The 18,392-nt window shown below is 70.5% G+C and carries 15 protein-coding genes and 3 tRNA genes; 9 read left to right on the forward strand and 9 right to left on the reverse strand.

Features of this window, described 5'->3' with window-relative positions:
• Positions 1-111 precede the first annotated feature (111 nt).
• Together OG430_RS32425 and OG430_RS32430 are read right to left on the reverse strand one after the other, a co-directional pair.
• Entirely contained in the window at positions 112-879 is a 768-nt protein-coding gene (locus tag OG430_RS32425; RefSeq protein WP_327356188.1) for a glucose 1-dehydrogenase, read from the reverse strand.
• 156 nt (positions 880-1,035) lie between these two features.
• Entirely contained in the window at positions 1,036-1,767 is a 732-nt protein-coding gene (locus OG430_RS32430) for a SanA/YdcF family protein (RefSeq protein WP_327356189.1), read from the reverse strand.
• Between the two features lie 320 nt (positions 1,768-2,087).
• On the opposite strand from OG430_RS32430, the gene OG430_RS32435 reads away from it, so the two are divergent.
• The 4 genes from OG430_RS32435 to dnaG all read left to right on the forward strand — a co-directional run bounded on the left by OG430_RS32435 (position 2,088) and on the right by dnaG (position 7,785).
• Positions 2,088-3,089 (forward strand): sirohydrochlorin chelatase, encoded by a 1,002-nt coding sequence (locus tag OG430_RS32435; RefSeq protein WP_327359319.1) that lies wholly within the window; start codon positions 2,088-2,090, stop codon positions 3,087-3,089.
• A 54-nt stretch (positions 3,090-3,143) separates the two neighbouring features.
• Positions 3,144-4,457 carry a deoxyguanosinetriphosphate triphosphohydrolase gene (locus OG430_RS32440; protein WP_327356190.1) on the forward strand — a complete coding sequence of 438 codons (1,314 nt, stop codon included), beginning with the start codon at positions 3,144-3,146 and terminating at the stop codon, positions 4,455-4,457.
• A 139-nt stretch (positions 4,458-4,596) separates the two neighbouring features.
• Positions 4,597-5,859 (forward strand): NAD(P)/FAD-dependent oxidoreductase, encoded by a 1,263-nt coding sequence (locus OG430_RS32445; RefSeq protein ID WP_327356191.1) that lies wholly within the window; start codon positions 4,597-4,599, stop codon positions 5,857-5,859.
• 30 nt (positions 5,860-5,889) lie between these two features.
• The gene (gene dnaG / locus OG430_RS32450) at positions 5,890-7,785 is read left to right on the forward strand and encodes a DNA primase (protein ID WP_327356192.1); all 1,896 of its coding nucleotides are present in this window, start codon (positions 5,890-5,892) and stop codon (positions 7,783-7,785) included.
• Between the two features lie 45 nt (positions 7,786-7,830).
• Here the strand turns inward: dnaG and OG430_RS32455 are convergent, their stop codons facing one another.
• Positions 7,831-8,826 carry a nucleotidyl transferase AbiEii/AbiGii toxin family protein gene (locus OG430_RS32455; protein ID WP_327356193.1) on the reverse strand — a complete coding sequence of 332 codons (996 nt, stop codon included), beginning with the start codon at positions 8,824-8,826 and terminating at the stop codon, positions 7,831-7,833.
• Positions 8,823-9,512 (reverse strand): hypothetical protein, encoded by a 690-nt coding sequence (locus OG430_RS32460; protein WP_327356194.1) that lies wholly within the window; start codon positions 9,510-9,512, stop codon positions 8,823-8,825. Before OG430_RS32460 ends, OG430_RS32455 begins: the two co-directional genes overlap by 4 nt.
• Before the next feature lie 136 nt (positions 9,513-9,648).
• Between OG430_RS32460 and OG430_RS32465 the strand changes: the two genes are divergently transcribed.
• Both OG430_RS32465 and OG430_RS32470 read left to right on the forward strand, forming a co-directional pair.
• Positions 9,649-10,986, forward strand: coding sequence for an RNA polymerase sigma factor (locus OG430_RS32465; protein WP_327356195.1), 1,338 nt, complete (start codon positions 9,649-9,651; stop codon positions 10,984-10,986).
• A 36-nt stretch (positions 10,987-11,022) separates the two neighbouring features.
• Positions 11,023-11,385 (forward strand): VOC family protein, encoded by a 363-nt coding sequence (locus OG430_RS32470; RefSeq protein ID WP_327356196.1) that lies wholly within the window; start codon positions 11,023-11,025, stop codon positions 11,383-11,385.
• 149 nt (positions 11,386-11,534) lie between these two features.
• Here OG430_RS32470 and OG430_RS32475 read toward each other — a convergent pair whose 3' ends face one another.
• The 5 genes from OG430_RS32475 to OG430_RS32495 all read right to left on the reverse strand — a co-directional run bounded on the left by OG430_RS32475 (position 11,535) and on the right by OG430_RS32495 (position 17,738).
• Positions 11,535-12,056 carry a methyltransferase family protein gene (locus tag OG430_RS32475; RefSeq protein ID WP_327356197.1) on the reverse strand — a complete coding sequence of 174 codons (522 nt, stop codon included), beginning with the start codon at positions 12,054-12,056 and terminating at the stop codon, positions 11,535-11,537.
• A 28-nt stretch (positions 12,057-12,084) separates the two neighbouring features.
• The gene (locus OG430_RS32480) at positions 12,085-14,013 is read right to left on the reverse strand and encodes an ABC transporter ATP-binding protein (RefSeq protein WP_327356198.1); all 1,929 of its coding nucleotides are present in this window, start codon (positions 14,011-14,013) and stop codon (positions 12,085-12,087) included.
• The gene (locus OG430_RS32485) at positions 14,013-15,746 is read right to left on the reverse strand and encodes an ABC transporter ATP-binding protein (RefSeq protein ID WP_327356199.1); all 1,734 of its coding nucleotides are present in this window, start codon (positions 15,744-15,746) and stop codon (positions 14,013-14,015) included. The genes OG430_RS32480 and OG430_RS32485 overlap by 1 nt, the downstream gene beginning before the upstream one ends.
• A 167-nt stretch (positions 15,747-15,913) precedes the next feature.
• Positions 15,914-17,353, reverse strand: coding sequence for an FGGY family carbohydrate kinase (locus tag OG430_RS32490; protein ID WP_327356200.1), 1,440 nt, complete (start codon positions 17,351-17,353; stop codon positions 15,914-15,916).
• A gap of 76 nt (positions 17,354-17,429) precedes the next feature.
• Entirely contained in the window at positions 17,430-17,738 is a 309-nt protein-coding gene (locus OG430_RS32495) for a YtxH domain-containing protein (protein WP_327356201.1), read from the reverse strand.
• Positions 17,739-17,886: 148 nt separating this feature from the next.
• On the opposite strand from OG430_RS32495, the gene OG430_RS32500 reads away from it, so the two are divergent.
• From OG430_RS32500 to OG430_RS32510, 3 genes are all read left to right on the forward strand, one after another.
• Positions 17,887-17,959: transfer RNA gene (locus OG430_RS32500), tRNA-Asn, on the forward strand.
• A gap of 5 nt (positions 17,960-17,964) precedes the next feature.
• Positions 17,965-18,037, forward strand: a tRNA-Asn gene (locus tag OG430_RS32505).
• Between the two features lie 200 nt (positions 18,038-18,237).
• A tRNA-Ile gene (locus OG430_RS32510) sits at positions 18,238-18,311 on the forward strand.
• Positions 18,312-18,392: the final 81 nt, after the last annotated feature.

Here is an 18,392-nt window from a genome sequence, read left to right on the forward strand (position 1 = left end):
CCGTCTCTTCTCCCCGCCCCGCCCCTTCCCGAAATTCTGCGAAGCCTTCCGCCCTTCGGGCGGTGTCCTCAAACGCCGGACGGGCTGATTGGAGAGGCCCGATGGGCTGGATTACATCCCGGTCAGCGCCTTCAACGTGGGCCCCGCCGTCCATCCCCCATCCACCGCCAGCTCCGCCCCCGTCACATACGCCGCCGCGTCCGACAGCAGGAACGCCACCGCCCCCGCGATCTCCTCCGGCACCCCGACCCGGCGCATCGGCGTGCCGGGGTAGCCGCCCTCGCCCGGTCGGAGGCCGAGGCCCTCCGTCATGGGGGTGTAAGTCATGCCGGGGTGGACCGAGTTGACGCGGATCTTCGCCTCCGCCAGTTCGATCGCGCCGATCTTCGTCAGGCCGCGCACGCCCCACTTGGACGCGCCGTAGCCCGCCGTCAGGGCGAGGCCCATCAGGCCGGCCGCCGAGGACATGTTGACGATGGAGCCGCCGCCCTGCGCGCGCAGCAGTGGGATGGCCGTCTTGAGGCCGATGAAGACGCCGGTCAGGTTGATGTCGATCACCTGCCGGAAGTGCTCGACGGTCTCGTGCTCCAGGAGCTGCCCGGTGGAGATGCCCGCGTTGTTGACCAGGCCGTCGAGCCGGCCGAACTCGGCGACCGCGAAGTCGAGCGCCGACTGCCACTCCCGCTCGCTGGTCACGTCGTGCCGCAGGAAGCGGGCGGCCGGGCCCAGCTTCCCCGCGGTCTCGGCGCCCTGCTCTTCGAGCACATCGGTGAGCACCACCCGCCCACCGCCCGCCACGACGGCCTGGGCCGCGGCGGCGCCCAGCCCGCGTGCGCCTCCGGTGACGACGACGACCTTGTTGCTCAGATCAGCGGTCATGGCTCCCTGCGCTCCCTGCGTCCTGGAACCGGTCGGGGGCGACCGGCTCAACCGGCTTGGCCCATATGACTAATTGGCATATCGACCGGCGTCAGTCTGGCAGGACGGCCCCGCTCTGTCATCGCCGCAACACAAGATCAGCGCCAGAAGATGTGCTCAGCGCCGCGCCCTCAGGGCATCGGTCACTCCGCGCTCGCGCTCCCCGAGGAACGTCGGGTCCGGCTCGAACAGGGCGTCGGCCGCCGCCTTCCCCGAGGCGATCAACTCCCGTACGCCGCCGTAGTACCAGGTCGCGTCGTGCACGGCCTCGACCCCCACGCCGTACGCGTCGATGCCCGCCGAGCGGCAGAGCGCGACCGCCCGGCGTATGTGGAAGCCCTGGCTGATCAGCACCGCGCGGTCGACGCCGAAGATCTTCTTGGCCCGCACGCAGGAGTCCCAGGTGTCGAACCCCGCGTAGTCGCTGACGATCCGCCGGTCCGGCACGCCGTGCTTCTTCAGATAGGCGCGCATGGCGTCCGGCTCGTCGTACTCCACCCGGCTGTTGTCCCCGGTGACCAGGACGACCTCGATCTTCCCCGCCCGGTACAACTCGGCCGCCGCGTCCAGGCGATGGGCCAGATACGGCGACGGCTCGCCGTTCCACAGCCCGGCCCCGAACACCATCGCGACCTGCGCCCGCGGCGCCGTGGCCGTGCTGCCGACCCGGCTGTCCGCCACCGCGTGCATCCACGTCGACGGCAGCAGCGCGAGCACGCACCCGAGCATCAGCCCCTGCACGGCCCGCCGCCGCCCACGCCGGGTACGGGGCAGCCGGACCCGCACCCGCCCCACCGCAGCCCGCACCCGCGTCCCGGCAGTCCTCAGCCGCCCCGCCGACTCGCCCATCCGAACCCCCGCAATCCCCACCAGTCGTGCCCATCCCGTCCCAGCAACCGGCCCCCGTCCCCGGCTCCGGCTATGACGCCCGCCCGCGCTCGATCAGTTCGCCCGCCCCGCGTGAGGAACCTCACCGGCCCTGACACCCCACGCAGGAGCCCCGTGAGCGCACAGGAAAGCACCCGTCACCGCCGCGCAACGAGGCGGCAATCTCCGCCCCCCACGCTTGGCCCATGACAGCGTCGAACCCTCCGCGCGACGACCGCACGCTCGACGGCACCTTCGACAAGTCCGCCACCTTCGACACCTTCGACAGTACGGCGCAGCTCATGAACCGGATCACCGCCCAGCTCGGCGACCAGCTCAGCCACGTCTCCCTCAGCGGCAGGCGCCGCCCCGAACCACCTCCCACCCTGGTGCTCGCCGCCCACGGCAGCCGCGACCCCCGCACCCTCGCCACCGTCACGTCCCTACTCAATAGAGTCCGCGAGCTGCGTCCATCGTTGCCCGTCCGGCTCGGCCACATAGAACTCAACGAGCCACTGCTCACCGACACCCTCGCGGCGCTCGGCCCCGGCCGCGCCGTCCTCGTGCCCCTCCTGCTCGGCCGCGGCTACCACGTCAAGCAGGACCTGCCCGCCGCCGCGGCAGCCGCTCCCCACCTGCACACCCGCATCGCCGCCCCGCTCGGCCCGCACCCGCTGCTCGTGGAGGCGCTGTACGCCCGCCTCGTCGAAGCCGGCTGGCCCACCGGGCCCAGGGCCTGTTGTGAGTTCCCCGCCTGCGCCCCGACGCCCGGCACGCACCCTCGCTGCACGGCGTCGCAGGACAGGTGGCTCCGCCACATGACCTGTGACGCCGCACACCGAGGGCACGCACCGAACGCCGCTGCGCCCGCGCTTCGCGCGGACGACGGGGAACTCACAACAGGCCCTGGCTTCACCCCCGCCGTGCGCCGGAGCGCCGGCGTCGTCCTCGCCGCGGCCGGCTCCAGCGACCCGGAAGGGCTCGCCGACACCAGGCGTACCGCTCAGGAACTGGCCGAAAGGCTCGGCGTCCCCGTCATTCCCGCCTACGCGTCCGCCGCCGCGCCCACCGTCGCCGCCGCCCTGCGCTCCCTCGCCGCCCGCGGCCGGCACCGGGCCGCCGTCGCCTCGTACTTCACCGCACCCGGCCGCTTCGCCGCCCAGTCCGCGGCCGGCGCCCCCTGGATCGCGGCCGCCCCGCTCGGCGCGCACCCGGCCGTCGCCCAGCTGCTGCTGCACCGCTACGACCAGGCGCTCACCGCCACCACGACGACCGACCGTCTCCAACTGGCCTCCGCTTCCTGAGCCAACAGTCACCTGACGCCCGGATTGTCACTGCTTCCGTTTACTGTCGGGGCTATGGAAGGCACAGCACCGCTCAACGGCCCCCGACCGACCGACGCCTATGACCCCGCAGCCATAGAGCGCTGGGCCACCGAGCCCGACAAGCGCCCCGGCCGCACCGCCTTCCAGCGCGACCGCGCGCGCGTGCTGCACTCCGCGGCCCTGCGCCGCCTGGCCGGCAAGACCCAGGTCGTCACGCCCGGCACCAGGAGCCAGGCCTGGGACGCCAGCCCGCGCACCCGGCTGACGCACTCCCTGGAGTGCGCCCAGGTCGGCCGCGAGCTGGGCGCCGCCCTCGGCTGCGACCCGGACCTGGTCGAGACGGCCTGCCTCGCGCACGACATGGGCCACCCGCCCTTCGGGCACAACGGCGAGCAGGCGCTCAACGAATTCGCCGAGGACTGCGGCGGGTTCGAGGGCAACGCCCAGTCGCTCCGACTGCTCACGCGCCTCGAGCCCAAGCGGTTCGTCCCCAGCGACACCACGGGCGAGCTCGTCAGCGTAGGACTGAATCTCACCCGTGCCGCGCTCGACGCCGCCACCAAGTACCCCTGGTCGCGCGGCGCCCACCCGCACGACCCCAAGTCGACGAAGTTCGGGGTGTACGAGGACGACCGGCCCGTCTTCGAGTGGGCCCGCAAGGGCGCCCCCGCCCACCGGACCTGCTTCGAGGCCCAGGTCATGGACTGGTCCGACGACGTCGCGTACTCCGTGCACGACGTCGAGGACGGACTGCACGCGGGCCACATCGACCCCAACTGCCTGCACGCGGAACCCGAACGGCAGGCGGTCTTCGAGGTCGCCATCGGCCGGTACGTCCCCGAGGACACGTCCCCCGAAGAGCTCGGCGAGGCCCTGGACCGCCTCCTCGACCAGGAATGGTGGCCGCACGGCTACGACGGATCGGCCGTCGCCCAGGCCAGGCTGAAAGACGCCACCAGCCAGCTCATCGGCCGCTTCTGCCAGTCCGCCGAGGCCGCCACGCGCGCCGCGTACGGCACAGGAAGACTCACGCGGTACGCCGCGGAACTCGTGGTACCGCGTGAAACACGCCATGAATGCGCGGTGTTGAAGGCCGTGGCCGACCGCTATGTGATGCAGCGTGACGAGCAGGAGCGGCTCCGCGCGGACCAGCGCGTCGTGATCGCCGAGCTCGCCGCGGCGCTCACCGCGCGGGCGCCCGAGGGCCTGGACCCCCAGTTCCGGGCTCTCTTCGACGCCGCACCCGACGAACAGGGACGTAAACGCGTGGTGGTCGACCAGATCGCGGCCCTCACCGACGCCTCCGCGCGCTCCCTGCACGCCCGGCTCACAGGGGCACGGGCCTGACCGGAATTGCCCCCGGCACACGACAGGAATGAGCCACGAACGGGCGCCACCCCCTTCCGCGATTACGCTCCGTGCGGGACGCTCGCAGATGGCGGCAAGATGGAACGGCAGTTGTACGGCAGTGGCGAGGAGGCATCAAGTGGTGGACGCGGATCAGTCGTTCGTCATCATCGGTGGGGGTCTGGCCGGCGCCAAGGCGGCCGAATCCCTGCGCGCCGAAGGGTTCACCGGCCGGGTGATCCTCATCTGTGACGAGCGCGACCACCCCTACGAGCGCCCTCCGCTGTCGAAGGGCTACCTCCTCGGTAAGGAGGAGCGCGACAGCGTCTTCGTGCACGAGCCCGCCTGGTACGCGCAGCACGACATCGAGCTGCACCTCGGCCAGCCCGCCGTCTCGCTGGACCGCGAGAAGAAGGCGGTACGCCTCGGCGACGGCACCGCCATCGCCTACGACAAGCTGTTGCTCGCCACCGGCGCCGAGCCGCGCCGCCTCAGCGTCCCCGGCACCGACCTCGTCGGCGTCCACCACCTGCGCCGCCTGGCCCACTCCGAACGCCTGAAGGGTGTCCTCGGCGCCCTCGGCCGGGACAACGGCCACCTGGTCATCGCGGGCGCCGGCTGGATCGGCCTGGAGGTCGCCGCGGCCGCCCGTACGTACGGCGCGGAGGTCACCGTCGTCGAACCCGAGCCGACCCCGCTGCACTCCGTCCTCGGGCCCGAGCTCGGACAGCTCTTCGCCGACCTGCACACCGAGCACGGCGTCCGCTTCCACTTCGGCGCCAAGCTCACCGAGATCACCGGTCAGGACGGCGTGGTCCTGGCCGCCCTGACGGACGACGGCGAGGAGCACCCCGCGCACGACGTCCTCGCCGCGATCGGCGCCGCGCCCCGCACCGGCCTCGCCGAGGCCGCCGGGCTCGCCCTCGCCGACCGTGAGCACGGCGGCGGCATCGCGGTGGACGCGAGCCTGCGCACCTCCGACCCCGACATCTACGCGGCGGGCGACGTGGCCGCCGCCCGCCACCCGCTCTTCGACCACCGCCTGCGCGTCGAGCACTGGGCCAACGCCCTGAACGGCGGTCCTGCCGCCGCCCGCGCGATGCTCGGCCAGGAGGTCACGTACGACCGCGTGCCCTACTTCTTCTCCGACCAGTACGACGTCGGCCTCGAGTACTCGGGCTGGGCGCCCCCGGGCTCGTACGACCAAGTGGTGATCCGCGGCGATCTCGGGAAGCGCGAGTTCATCGCGTTCTGGCTGAGCGAGGGCAAGGTCCTGGCGGGCATGAACGTGAACGTGTGGGACGTCACGGACGACGTACAGCGCCTGATCCGCTCGGGCCGCACCCTGGACGCGACGCAGCTCACCGATGCTTCCGTCCCCCTGAGCTCACTCGCAGACTGAGATGTCAGTCCGCCCCCGTAGACTTCACGCGTGGCAGGCAGGATCAATGACGACGACGTGAAGGCGGTACGGGACGCGGTCCCGATCGACGCCGTCGTTTCCGAGTACCTCCAGCTGCGCAACGCCGGGGGCGGCAATCTCAAGGGGCTCTGCCCCTTCCACGACGAAAAGTCACCGTCCTTCCAGGTCAGCCCCAGCAAGGGCCTCTTCCACTGCTTCGGCTGCCAGGAGGGCGGCGACACCATCACGTTCGTGATGAAGGTCGACCACCTGTCCTTCTCGGAGGTCGTCGAGCGCCTGGCCGGCCAGGCGGGCATCACGCTGCGCTACGAAGAGGGCGGGTACAACCCCTCCCACCAGCGCGGCGAGCGCATCCGCCTGGTCGAGGCGCACAAGGTCGCGGCGCAGTTCTACGTCGAGCAGCTGGAGAGCGCCGAGGCCGAGATCGGCCGGAAGTTCCTCGCCGAGCGCGGCTTCGACCAAGCCGCCGCGGCGCACTTCGGCGTCGGGTACAGCCCGGCCGGCTGGGACCACCTCACCCGCTTCCTGCGCGGCAAGGGCTTCAGCGACAAGGAGCTCACCCTCTCCGGCCTCTCCCAGGAGGGCCGCCGTGGCCCCATCGACCGCTTCCGCGGCCGACTGATGTGGCCGATCCGGGACATCTCCGGCGATGTCGTCGGCTTCGGCGCCCGCAAGCTCCGCGACGACGACAACGGCCCGAAGTACCTGAACACCCCCGAGACCGCGATCTACAAGAAGTCGCAGGTCCTGTACGGCGTCGATCTCGCCAAGAAGGAGATCGCCAAGACCTCCCGCGCGGTCGTCGTCGAGGGCTACACCGACGTCATGGCCTGCCACCTGGCCGGCGTCACCACCGCCATCGCCACCTGCGGCACGGCCTTCGGCAGCGACCACATCAAGATCCTGCGCCGGCTCCTCATGGACAACGGCTCGGCGCGCGTGATCTTCACCTTCGACGGCGACGCGGCCGGCCAGAAGGCGGCCCTGCGCGCCTTCGAGGACGACCAGAAGTTCGCCGCCGAGACCTACATCGCCGTCGCCCCCGAGGGCATGGACCCCTGCGACCTGCGCCTGGCCAAGGGCGACGAGGCGGTCGCCGACCTGGTCCAACCCCGCACTCCGCTCTTCGAGTTCGCCCTGCGCCAGATCGTGGCCCGGTACGACCTGGAGACCCCGGCTGGCCGTGCGGGTGCCCTGGACGAGGCCGCGCCCATCGTGGCCCGCATCAAGAACACCGGGGCGCAGCACGAGGTCGCGGTCCAGCTCGCCGGGATGCTCGGCATCCTCGACACCCAGTTCGTGGTCAAGCGGGTGGCCCAGCTGGCCCGTTGGGCCCGCGACCGGGGCGGCCGGGGGCCCGCGCCCACACCCGCTCAGGGCCAGACCTTCACAGCGGGCTCCTCCGGCCCCTCGGGCCCGGCCCTGAACCTGCGCAACCCGGTGTTCGCCACCGAGCGCGAGCTGCTCAAGCTCGCCCTGCAGCGGCCCGAGTTGGTCTCCCCGGCCTTCGACGCGTACGGCATCGACGAGTTCACCGCCGCACCCTACGCCGCCGTACGCCAGGCGATCATGGAGGCGGGCGGCGCGGAGCTCGGCACGCAGGACCCGCAGGAATATCTCGTACGTGTCCGGGAGGCCGCGCCCGACGACGCGGTCCGTGCCATGGTCACGGAACTGGCCGTCGAGGCCATCATGCGCAGAGCGGTCGACGTGGCCTACGCGGGGGAGCAGCTGGTCTGGGTCCGCCGCCGCGCGGTCGACCGGCGCATCGCCGAGGTCCAGGGCACGCTGGCCCGGCTCGGCCAGCACGCCGACCCCCAGCAACTGGCCGCTGTACAGCAGGAGTTGATGGTTCTCCAGCGGTACAACCGGGCGCTGATGGACCGCGGGGCCGACGCGCTCTGACCGGACCGGACCGGACCGGGCCGGCCCTGACGGGCGGGCGGCCGGTCAAGCCTCGGGCACTTCCAGGAACGTGGGCGCCAGCGCGGCCTTGAGGCGGTCCACATGCGCGAAGTCGTGCCCGCCGATCTGCGGGTACTCCTTCAGGAAGTCCTCCCATTCCACGTCGTCCTGGATCCGCTCGATGTGGGCCGACTCCACGGCGTGATACGGATACGGCTCGGCCTCGGCCAGCCGGAACACCTCGTCGAGCAGCGCGTACCGCAGCGGATACCGCTCCGCGAGCAGCACCGCGTCATACAGGTCCTTGCCCTGCGGGTAGGCGTCGCTGACCAGCCACATCACCTTCCAGGCCAGGGACAGCTCGGGCGTCGCGGCCTGCACGACCACCCCGCCGGGGAAGGCCACCGGCTCCGGCGGCACCGGCAGCTTCTCGTTGAACACGAAGTCCAACTGGACCTGCCCGCCCGGCAGTCCGGGCACCGCCCACGGCAGCATCATCCGCAGGCCCGGCACCCGGTCGTACGTCCAGATCTCCTCGATCACCGCACCGCCCGCCGAGATCCCGAGCGCCCCACCGCCCTGCTCCGCCATGCGCTGGGCCGCCTCCGCGATGCCGTCCAGCATCCGCCGGGTGCGCCCCTCCTCGACCCGCCAGCCCTCGGGCACGACGACGAAGTCCAGGTCACCGGGCTCCCGCGCCGCCTCACCCAGCCACAGCGGAAGGAGCACACTGCCGCGCAGCACCAGCGAGTCGACCCACGGCGAGCCGGCGACCGCCGCCAGCACGGTGTGCAGCGCATCCTGCCGTGCCGCCTTCCATGCGGCGGCCTGCTCCTGGTCGGCGAAGTCCGGGTCGAGGGCCCGGTAGGCCCGGTCCAGATGCTTGAAAGCGGGCTCGAAGACGGCCTGTTGGACCACCCGGGAATCGGCCGGCACGAGCGTGCGCGGCAGCTTCAGCCATGCACGCTGCTCCTCGCTCAGCGGCTCGCTCGGCACCTCCTGGTCGTCGTTCCAGCTGAACTTCCGCCATGCCTCGCTCATGCCACCGCCCCCGCCTTCCTCGTCACGTTCCTCGGCTCGATCCACCCGTCGTCCACCGACAGGTCGCTGTCGTACAGCACGAACTCCCGCTCCACACCGACCACTTCGTACGCCGACAGCCCCGCCAGCAACGCATCCAGCTCCCGCCCCGCCGACTCCGCGCCCACCCCGAAGCAGCGCTGCGTCAAGAAGCGCTCGTGCCGTCCGCCCTCCCGCACCCGCCGCGCGTTCCACGACAGATGCGCCCCGTGTGCCACGGCCACCCCGGTCAGCGCCGCGCGGTCGAAGCCGGCGTCGAGCAGCAGCTTCACGTGGTGCTCGAAGTGCCGCTCCCCGAAGGTGAATCGGTCGGCGTCCGCGTCCCGCGGCACCTCGGGCGACCGGACCGCAGTCTCGACCTTGATCCGCACCGGCTCGAACCCCGCGTCGCGCAGCCGCTCCGCGACCGCCCGGGCCACCCCGAGCTGCTCCTCGTACGACCTCGCGTCGCGCAGCGTGAGCATCGGCTGCGACACCGTACGGCCACGGGCGAGGACGATGTGGGTCACCTTCAACGAGGCCTCGGCGGCCCACCGTTCGAAGGCCCCGAAGGTCTCCGCGTCCTCGCAGCGGACGGTGACATGGGCCTCGTACAGCGGAGTTGGGCGGTACCCCGAGGAGGGGGCCGAAAGTTGGTGATCGTACATCGTTCGATCGTCGCAGACACGTCCCGAACCGGCATGCGAGTTTCCCTCGTGGGTAACCGGGTGGTCACGGACCGGACTCAAAAAGTCACCGCACGCCCCTCGTGGCGGAGATGTGTCGTACCCCACACTGGGGGCGGTGCCTGAGTCCTCGGAGCGCGGCCGGCCCAGCGAACACGGGCCCGACAACCCCGCGGATCCGCTCAACGATTACGGGACATACGGCGGCGCGGCCGTCGACGCCCCGGACGTCCCGCTGCCGCACGCCCCCGAACCGGCAGCTGCGATCACCATGGAGGTCGCCCCCGTGCAGACCCAGACCCAGACGTTGACTCAACCCACCCCGCCCCAGGGCGAATCCGGCGACGCCGGAGCCCCGGACGGGGACATCATCACCGCGGTCCCGGCACAGAGCCGGGCCGTGCACCACCCCGAGGCGGAGGCGGCCGGAGCGCCGCCCGCGACGGCGGAGGCCGAGGCCGCGGAGCCGGCGGAGCCTCCCGAGGCAGTGGAGATCGTGGAGCACGTCGAGGCTCCCGAGCCCCGCACCCGGCCCGAGACCGGCGGGCCCTCGTCCGACCTGTTCCGCCAGTACCTGCGCGAGATCGGACGGATCCCGCTGCTCACCGCGGCCGACGAGGTCGACCTCGCGCGCCGCGTGGAGGCCGGCCTCTTCGCCGAGGAGAAGCTGGGCTCCGCCTCCGACCTGGACTCCCAACTCGCCCTGGACCTCGACAAGTTGGTAGTCATGGGCCGCATGGCCAAGCGCCGCCTGATCGAGGCGAACCTGCGCCTGGTCGTGTCGGTCGCCAAGCGGTACGTGGGACGCGGGCTCACCATGCTCGACCTCGTCCAGGAGGGAAACCTGGGCCTGATCAGGGCAGTTGAGAAGTTCGACTACGCCCGCGGCTACAAGTTCTCCACGTACGCCACGTGGTGGATCCGCCAGGCCATGTCCCGGGCCCTCGCCGACCAGGCCCGCACCATCCGGGTCCCGGTCCATGTGGTCGAGCTCATCAACCGCGTGGTCCGCGTCCAGCGCCGCATGCTGCAGGAGCGGGGCTACGAGCCCACGCCCGAAGAGGTCGCCGCACACCTGGACCTGGCGCCCGAGCGGGTCAGCGAGGTCCTGCGCCTGGCCCAGGAACCGGTGTCGCTGCACGCCCCGGTCGGCGAGGAGGACGATGTCGCGCTCGGCGACCTGATCGAGGACGGCGATGCGACGTCGCCCGTGGAGTCTGCGGCGTTCCTGCTGCTCAGGGAGCATCTGGAGGCCGTGCTCTCCACTCTCGGCGAGCGTGAGCGCAAGGTGGTGCAGCTGCGGTACGGCCTGGCGGACGGGCGTCCGCGCACCCTCGAGGAGATCGGCCGGATCTTCGGCGTGACCCGGGAACGCATCCGCCAGATCGAGTCCAAGACCCTCAACAAGCTCCGCGACCACGCCTTCGCGGACCAGCTCCGCGGCTACCTGGACTGACGGGCCCGGCACGGCCCGGGCCGGCAGCATGGGCTCATGCTGACGCTTGGTACGACCGTGCTGGGAGTGGACGACGTTCAGCGGGCGCTGGCCTTCTGGAGTCGGGCCTTGGGGTATGTCCCGCGTGACCCCGGACCCGTGGTGGATTCGGTGATCCTGGTGCCGCCGGATGGTGCGGCGGGCGCGCACCTGGCACTGGACACGCTGGAGACGCGACCCCAGCTGCAGCCGCGCGTGCATCTCGATCTGTACGCGGATGATCCGCAGGCCGAGATCGACCGACTGGTGGGCCTTGGGGCGGAGGTCGTGCTGGGCTGGCAGTATCCGGCCGACGCGGACTTCGTCGTGCTGTCCGATCCGGAGGGCAACCGGTTCTGCGTCGTCGACAAGTCGAAATAGTCCCCGCCCCGCCCCTTCCCGTAAGGCTGCCGCCGGCTTCAAAGACTGTCCTCAAACGCCGGACGGGCTGATTCATCGAGGCCGAGCTCGATGAATCAGCCCGTCCGGCGTTTGAGGACACCGCCCGAAGGGCGGAAGGCTTCGCAGAATTACGGGAAGGGGCGGGGTGGGGGAGCGGAACGGTAAGCCCGAAGCACCGGCACCCACCCCCGCACAGCCCCCCGATACGCCCCGTACTCCGCCCCGAACTGCCGCCGCAGCGTGGGCTCTTCATAGATGCGCACGAACGTCGCCATCACCGCCCAGGCGAGGCCCCCGTACCCGAGCAGCAGCGGCCGCGAAAGCACCAGCCCCTGCGCAAGGATGAGCGCCACCACAGCCACGTACATCGGATTCCGCACGTAGCGATAGGCCCCGGTGACGACCAGATGCTCCGTGGGCGCCACGGGCGCGGGCGTCCCGAGTCCCTGCACCACGAAACGGGCGAACGAGTGGATCAGCAGGGCCGCCGAGCCCACGAGCACCGCCCAGCCGGCGATACGTACCGGAAGAAGCCATGAACGACCCGCGTCCCAGCCCCCGGTGAGCCACCACGGGACTACCCCCGTGACGACCATCGGAGCGGCCAGGAAGAAGACCGCGCTGCCCGCAGCTGCCGCACCCTTGCGCATGAAACCCAGAGTGCGGCAGCAGACCCGGCTAGTCCACCTCGGCGACAGCCTGAGCGAACTGCGCCTTGTACAGGCGGGCATACGCCCCGCCCGCCTCCAACAGCGCGCTGTGCGTGCCCTGTTCGACGATCGAGCCGTTCTCCATCACGAGGATCGTGTCCGCGTCCCGGATCGTGGAGAGCCGGTGCGCGATCACGAACGACGTACGGCCGTGGGCGAGCCGGGCCATCGCCTTCTGGATCAGGACCTCCGTACGGGTGTCGACCGAGCTCGTCGCCTCGTCCAACACCAGGATCACCGGGTCGGACAGGAAGGCCCGCGCGATGGTGATGAGCTGCTTCTCACCCGCGCTGACGCCCGTGCCCTCGTCGTCGATCACCGTGTCGTAGCCCTCGGGGAGCGTACGGATGAACCGGTCGGCGTGGGCCGCACGCGCGGCCTCCTCGATCTCCTCCCGCGTCACGTCCTTCGCCGCGCCGTACGCGATGTTCTCCGCGATCGTCCCGCCGAACAGCCAGGTGTCCTGCAGCACCATGCCGATCCCGGACCGGAGTTCGTCGCGCGACATCTTCGCGATGTCGACCCCGTCGAGCGTGATCCGCCCGCCCGTCACGTCGTAGAACCGCATCAGCAGGTTGACGAGCGTGGTCTTGCCCGCGCCCGTCGGCCCGACGATCGCGACCGTGTGCCCCGGCTCCACGGTGAGGGACAGGTCCTCGATCAGGGGCTTGTCCTCCTCGTACCGGAAGGAGACGTTCTCCAGCGCGACCAGACCCCGCAGATGCGCCGGCCGCTCGCCCGGCATCGGGTCCGGCTCCTGCTCCTCCGCGTCGAGCAGCTCGAAGATCCGCTCGGCCGAAGCGACGCCGGACTGCACCAGGTTGGCCATCGACGCGACCTGCGTCAGCGGCATCGAGAACTGCCGCGAGTACTGGATGAACGCCTGGACGTCGCCGATCGACAGCGACCCGGAAGCGACCCGCAGACCACCCACGACAGCCACAAGCACATAGTTGAGGTTCGAGATGAAGAACATCAGCGGCTGCATGACCCCGCTGTTGAACTGCGCCTTGAACCCGGCCTCGTACAGCGCGTCGTTCTGCTCGGCGAAGTCACGGGCCGACTCGTCCTGCCGCCCGAAGACCTTCACCAGCGCGTGGCCCGTGTACATCTCCTCGACGTGCGCGTTGAGCTTGCCCGTCGTCTTCCACTGCTGCACGAAGTGCGGCTGCGAGCGCTTGCCGACCCGGGTCGCCACCAGGAACGACAGCGGCACCGTGATCAGCGCGACGAGCGCGAGCAGCGGCGAGATCCAGAACATCATCACCAGTACGCCGATGATGGTGAGCAGCGAGTTGATGAGCTGGCCCATCGACTGCTGCAGGGTCTGCCCGATGTTGTCGATGTCGTTGGTCGCCCGGCTCAGCACCTCACCGCGCTGCCGCTTGTCGAAGTACGACAGCGGGAGCCGGGACAGCTTCGCCTGCATGTCCTCGCGCATCCGGTACACGGTGCGGTTGACCGCCCGGTTCACCAGCCGCGTGGCGATCGCCATCAGCAGGCCCGCCACCACGAAGATCGCGAGCGCGAGCAGCAGCACCTCGCCGACCGCGTTGAAGTCGATGCCCTTGCCGGGGGTGAAGTCCATCCCGGAGAGCATGTCGGCCATCTTGCCCTGGCCGTGCTCCCGCATCTTCGCGAGCACCTCGGCCTTGGTCTGCCCGGCCTCCATGTCCTTGCCGACGATGCCGGAGAAGATCAGGTCGGTCGCGTGGCCGAGGATCTTCGGCCCGACCACCGAGAGGCCCACGCTGAGCACGACCGCGAGCAGCAGGCCGTACATTGTGATCCGCTCCGGCTTGAACTGCGCGAGCAGCCGCTTGCCGGAGTTCTTGAAGTCCATGGACCGCTGATCGGGGCCGCCCCCGGCCATCATCCGCCCTGCAGGCCCGGCCATCAGGCAGCCTCCGCTTCCGTGAGCTGGGAGAGCACGATCTCCCGATAGGTCTCATTGCTGTCCATCAGTTCGTGATGGCGCCCGGTCCCGACGACCCGGCCCTCGTCGAGGACCACGATGCGGTCGGCGTCCCGGATGGTCGCCACCCGCTGGGCGACGATCACCACGGTCGCCTCGGCGGTCTCCCGCCCGAGCGCGGCCCGCAGCGCGGCGTCCGTCGCGTAGTCGAGGGCCGAGAAGGAGTCGTCGAAGAGGTAGATCTCCGGCCGCTGCACCAGGGTCCGCGCGATCGCGAGCCGCTGGCGCTGACCGCCGGACACATTCGTCCCGCCTTGCGCGATGGGCGAGTTGAGCCCGTTCTCCAGGCGCTCCACGAAGTCCCGGGCCTGCGCCACCTCCAGCGCCTGCCACAGTTCGTCGTCCGTCGCGTCCGGGTTTCCGTACCGCAGATTCGTCGCGACGGTCCCGGAGAAGAGATACGGCTTCTGCGGCACGAGCCCCACGGTCTTCGCCAGGAGCGCGGGGTCCAGGGTGCGTACGTCCACCCCGTCCACAAGGACCTCGCCGTCCGTGGCGTCGAACAGTCGCGGTACGAGTCCGAGCAGCGTCGACTTCCCGCTGCCCGTCGACCCGATCACCGCGGTCGTCTCCCCGGGCCTGGCCACCAGCCGGACGTCCTGGAGCACGGATTCCTCGGCACCCGGATAGCAGAACCCGGCGCCGCGAATCTCCAGATGCCCGTGCCGCGTCAGCTCCCGCACGGGGTTGCTGGGCGGCACCACACTGCTCTCGGTGTCCAGGACCTCCTCGATGCGCTCGGCACAGACCTCGGCGCGCGGCACCATCATGAACATGAAGGTGGCCATCATGACGCTCATCACGATCTGCATCAGATAGGCCAGGAACGCGGTCAGCGCGCCGATCTCCATGCCGCCGCTGTCGATGCGGTGCGCACCGAACCAGACCACCGCGATGGACGAGATGTTCACCGTCGTCATGACGATCGGGAACATCAGGGCGAGGAGCCGCCCGGTGCCGAGCGAGACGTCCGTCAGCTCGGTGTTGGCGCCGCGAAAGCGCTCCTTCTCGTACGAGTCCCGGACGAACGCCCTGATCACACGGTTACCGGTGATCTGCTCGCGCAGCACCTGGTTCACCTTGTCGAGCCGCACCTGCATGGTGCGGAACAGCGGCCGCAGCTTGCGCACGATGATGGTCACGCAGATCCCGAGGACCGGCACGACCGCGACGAGCACCGAAGACAGCGGGACGTCGAGGCTGAGTGCCATCACGATGCCGCCGACGCACATGATGGGCGCGGACACCATCAGCGTGAACGACATCAGGACCAGCATCTGGACCTGCTGGACGTCATTGGTGGTACGGGTGATCAGGGTGGGAGCCCCGAAGTGGCCGACCTCCCGGGCGGAGAACGACTGCACCCGGTCGAAGATCGAGGCCCGGACGTCCCGGCCGAGAGCCGCGGCGGTCCTGGCGCCGTAGAAGACGGCACCGATGTTGCACACCACCTGGACCACGGTGATCGCGATCATGATGGCGCCGAAGGACAGGATGTAGCCCGTGTCCCCCTTCACCACACCCTTGTCGATGATGTCGGCGTTCAGGGTGGGCAGGTACAGCGTGGCGCAGGTCTGCAGGAACTGCAGCAGCACCAGCAGGGCTATGGAGTTCTTGTACGGAGCGAGGTGTTTCCGCAGGAGTCGTATGAGCACGAGCTACCCATCGCTTTAGCCGGGGTCACCGTTTCATCAATCAACGGTTCACCCCATCCTGCGACACCCGACCGCCCGGAGCTCAACGGATTAACTCAAGGGAGGGTCAAGAACCGGCCAGAGCCCCGTCCCCACGGGCCGGGACCAAGGCCCCCACCGGGTCAGGATCAGGCAGGCCCGAACGCACCCGGATGGGTCTGCTCGCGCACCGCCACGTACTGCTGGCGCACCGCCTTGCCCACCGCCAGCTCCTCGCCCGGCTCGAAGACCTGAGCCGCGGCCCCCTGCCAGGCGGGCGGCGCCTGCGCGGTGAGCGAGCCCTGCGAGACGCCGAGCGCCCACGCCGCCTGCCGGGCCGCGCCGAGCGCCGCGTAGTCGGCCGGCTGCGGCACGACGACCTGCGCCCCGAGCAGCATCGGCGCTGCGGCCTGCACGGCGGACAGCTCGGCGGCCGCCCCGAGCAGGAAGACCCGGCGCACCTCCACGCCCCGGCCGCGCAGTACGTCCATCGCGTCGGCCAGCGAGCAGAGCATGCCCTCGAACGCGGCCCGCGCCAGGTGCTCCGGCTTCATCGACTCCCGGCGAAGGCCGGTCAGGGTGCCCGCGGTGTGCGGCAGCGCGGGGGTCTTCTCGCCCTCCAGATAGGGCAGAAGGACCAGTCCGTGCGCGCCCGGCGTCGACTTCAGGGCGAGCTCCGAGAGCCCGTCCAGGTCGGTGCCGAGCAGATCGGCGGTGCCACGGAGGGCACGTACCGCATTCAGCGTGTGGACGACGGGCAGGTGCATCCCCGTCGCGTCGGCGAAGGAAGTGATCATTCCGCTCGGGTCGGCAAGCGCCTCGTGATGCACGGCCATGACGGACCCGGAGGCCCCGAGCGACACCACGGCGTCACCCACGCCGATGCCGAGCCCGAAGGCGGCGGCCATCGTCTCGCCGGTGCCGGCCGAGATCAGCAGCCCCTCCGGCGTGGTCCCGGCGGCCTCGGCGGGACCGAGCACCTCGGGCAGCGCTATCTGGTGGCCGAGCGCCAGCTCGACCAGATCGGGGCGGTAGGCGCCGGTCGAGGCCGACCAGTAGCCGGTGCCGGAGGCGCCGCCGCGGTCCGCAGTGCGGCGCGCCGGACGGCCGAGGAGCTGCCACACCAGCCAGTCGTGCGCCTGCAGCACCATCGCGGTGCGCTGCGCGGCGTCCGGCTCGGTCTTCGCCAGCCAGCGCAGCTTGGTGATCGGATGCGGCGCCCCGGGCACCGAGCCCACGGCCTCGGCCCAGGCCTGCCGCCCGCCGAGCGCGTCGACCAGATCGACGGCCGCGACCTGGGCCCGCTTGTCCCCGCCGACGATCGCGGGGCGCACGGTGTTGCCCTGTGCGTCCAGCGGCACCACGGCGTTCTGCTGCGCGGAGACCCCGATGGCCTGCACGCCTTCCAGGAGCCCGCCGCCGGCGGCCTCACCGAGCGAGAGCAGCCAGGCCTGCGGATCGATGTCCGAAGGCCGGCCCTCCACCGGATGCGGCGCATAGCCCTGCCGCAGCACGGCACCCGTATCCGAGTCGCACACGACGATGCGAGTGAACTCGGCAGAACTGTCCAGACCGGCGACTATCCCCATGCCTCAAGATTTTGCCCTACCGCGGGAGTGTCCTGAGCCCTTGGAGAGGCAAACCTCAGGTATTACGCCACCGGCGTCAGGTGTTGCTCGTGCCCCAGTCGTCCTCGCCGGCGCCGCCCTTGCCGTTCTTCTCCCTCAGTGAACGCACCCGGTCGGCCACCGAGTCCGGGACCTTGTCCCCGACCTTGTCGCTCACCGAGGCGAAGGCCTTGCCCGCGAACTCGCGGCCGCCCTGCGCCGCCGACTCCACGGTGTTGCGGACCGCGGGATTCTGCGAGATCTGGCGGGCGGTCTTCTTCAGTTGCTCGTAGCGCTCGCGCCCGGCCCGCGTCCCGATCACGTACCCGAGGGCCAGTCCGACGACGAACGTGAGCTTGTACCGCATGGCTGTCACCCTTCCTCTACGTCGCGTACTGGGTGCCTACCCGATACCGATTGGCGGAGCACCCCCCTGCTTGCGCTAATGTATGTGTCGCAGCGAACGTCCGCCGCCCGGGAAACCCCAGGTAGGTGGCTTCGTCGCAACGAGACGATCCCCTGTAGCTCAATTGGCAGAGCAGCCGGCTGTTAACCGGCAGGTTACTGGTTCGAGTCCAGTCGGGGGAGCTCGGTCTCCCATAGCTCAATTGGCAGAGCAGCCGACTGTTAATCGGCAGGTTACTGGTTCGAGTCCAGTTGGGAGAGCAGTGAAAAAAGGACCCCTTCGGGGTCCTTTTTCATGTCCGGTGGAACCGTCCTGCCTGCGACGCAGTCCTCATCGACGTGCACCGACCGCGAGCCGGTAGATGCGCAGCCGGGCAGAGCCGACCATCCGACGCAGGAGATCGTATGAGCGGCTATGCTGCGGCAGACGGCGCGTACATGTGTACGCGACACGCCGTTCCGGGGCGGTAGCTCAGCCGGTTAGAGCAGCGGACTCATAATCCGTCGGCCGTGGGTTCGAGTCCCACCCGCCCCACAAGGCAGCAGGTGCAGAAACGATGCGACCTGCGCACATGTATCCGTAAGGGCCGCCACGCAAACCGTGGCGGCCCTTATT

The sequence above is a fragment of the Streptomyces sp. NBC_01304 genome (genome assembly GCF_035975855.1).
Classification (GTDB): Bacteria; Actinomycetota; Actinomycetes; order Streptomycetales; family Streptomycetaceae; genus Streptomyces.

Bases quoted from the DNA above. Each gene is read 5' to 3' on its own strand.
- OG430_RS32435 (WP_327359319.1), top strand. From the start codon at position 2,088: ATGAACCGGATCACCGCCCAGCTCGGCGACCAGCTCAGCCACGTCTCC.
- OG430_RS32475 (WP_327356197.1), bottom strand. From the start codon at position 12,056: ATGCGCAAGGGTGCGGCAGCTGCGGGCAGCGCGGTCTTCTTCCTGGCC.
- OG430_RS32480 (WP_327356198.1), bottom strand. From the start codon at position 14,013: ATGGCCGGGCCTGCAGGGCGGATGATGGCCGGGGGCGGCCCCGATCAG.
- OG430_RS32495 (WP_327356201.1), bottom strand. From the start codon at position 17,738: ATGCGGTACAAGCTCACGTTCGTCGTCGGACTGGCCCTCGGGTACGTG.
- OG430_RS32440 (WP_327356190.1), top strand. From the start codon at position 3,144: ATGGAAGGCACAGCACCGCTCAACGGCCCCCGACCGACCGACGCCTAT.
- OG430_RS32430 (WP_327356189.1), bottom strand. From the start codon at position 1,767: ATGGGCGAGTCGGCGGGGCGGCTGAGGACTGCCGGGACGCGGGTGCGG.
- OG430_RS32470 (WP_327356196.1), top strand. From the start codon at position 11,023: ATGCTGACGCTTGGTACGACCGTGCTGGGAGTGGACGACGTTCAGCGG.
- OG430_RS32490 (WP_327356200.1), bottom strand. From the start codon at position 17,353: ATGGGGATAGTCGCCGGTCTGGACAGTTCTGCCGAGTTCACTCGCATC.
- OG430_RS32425 (WP_327356188.1), bottom strand. From the start codon at position 879: ATGACCGCTGATCTGAGCAACAAGGTCGTCGTCGTCACCGGAGGCGCA.
- OG430_RS32455 (WP_327356193.1), bottom strand. From the start codon at position 8,826: ATGAGCGAGGCATGGCGGAAGTTCAGCTGGAACGACGACCAGGAGGTG.
- OG430_RS32460 (WP_327356194.1), bottom strand. From the start codon at position 9,512: ATGTACGATCACCAACTTTCGGCCCCCTCCTCGGGGTACCGCCCAACT.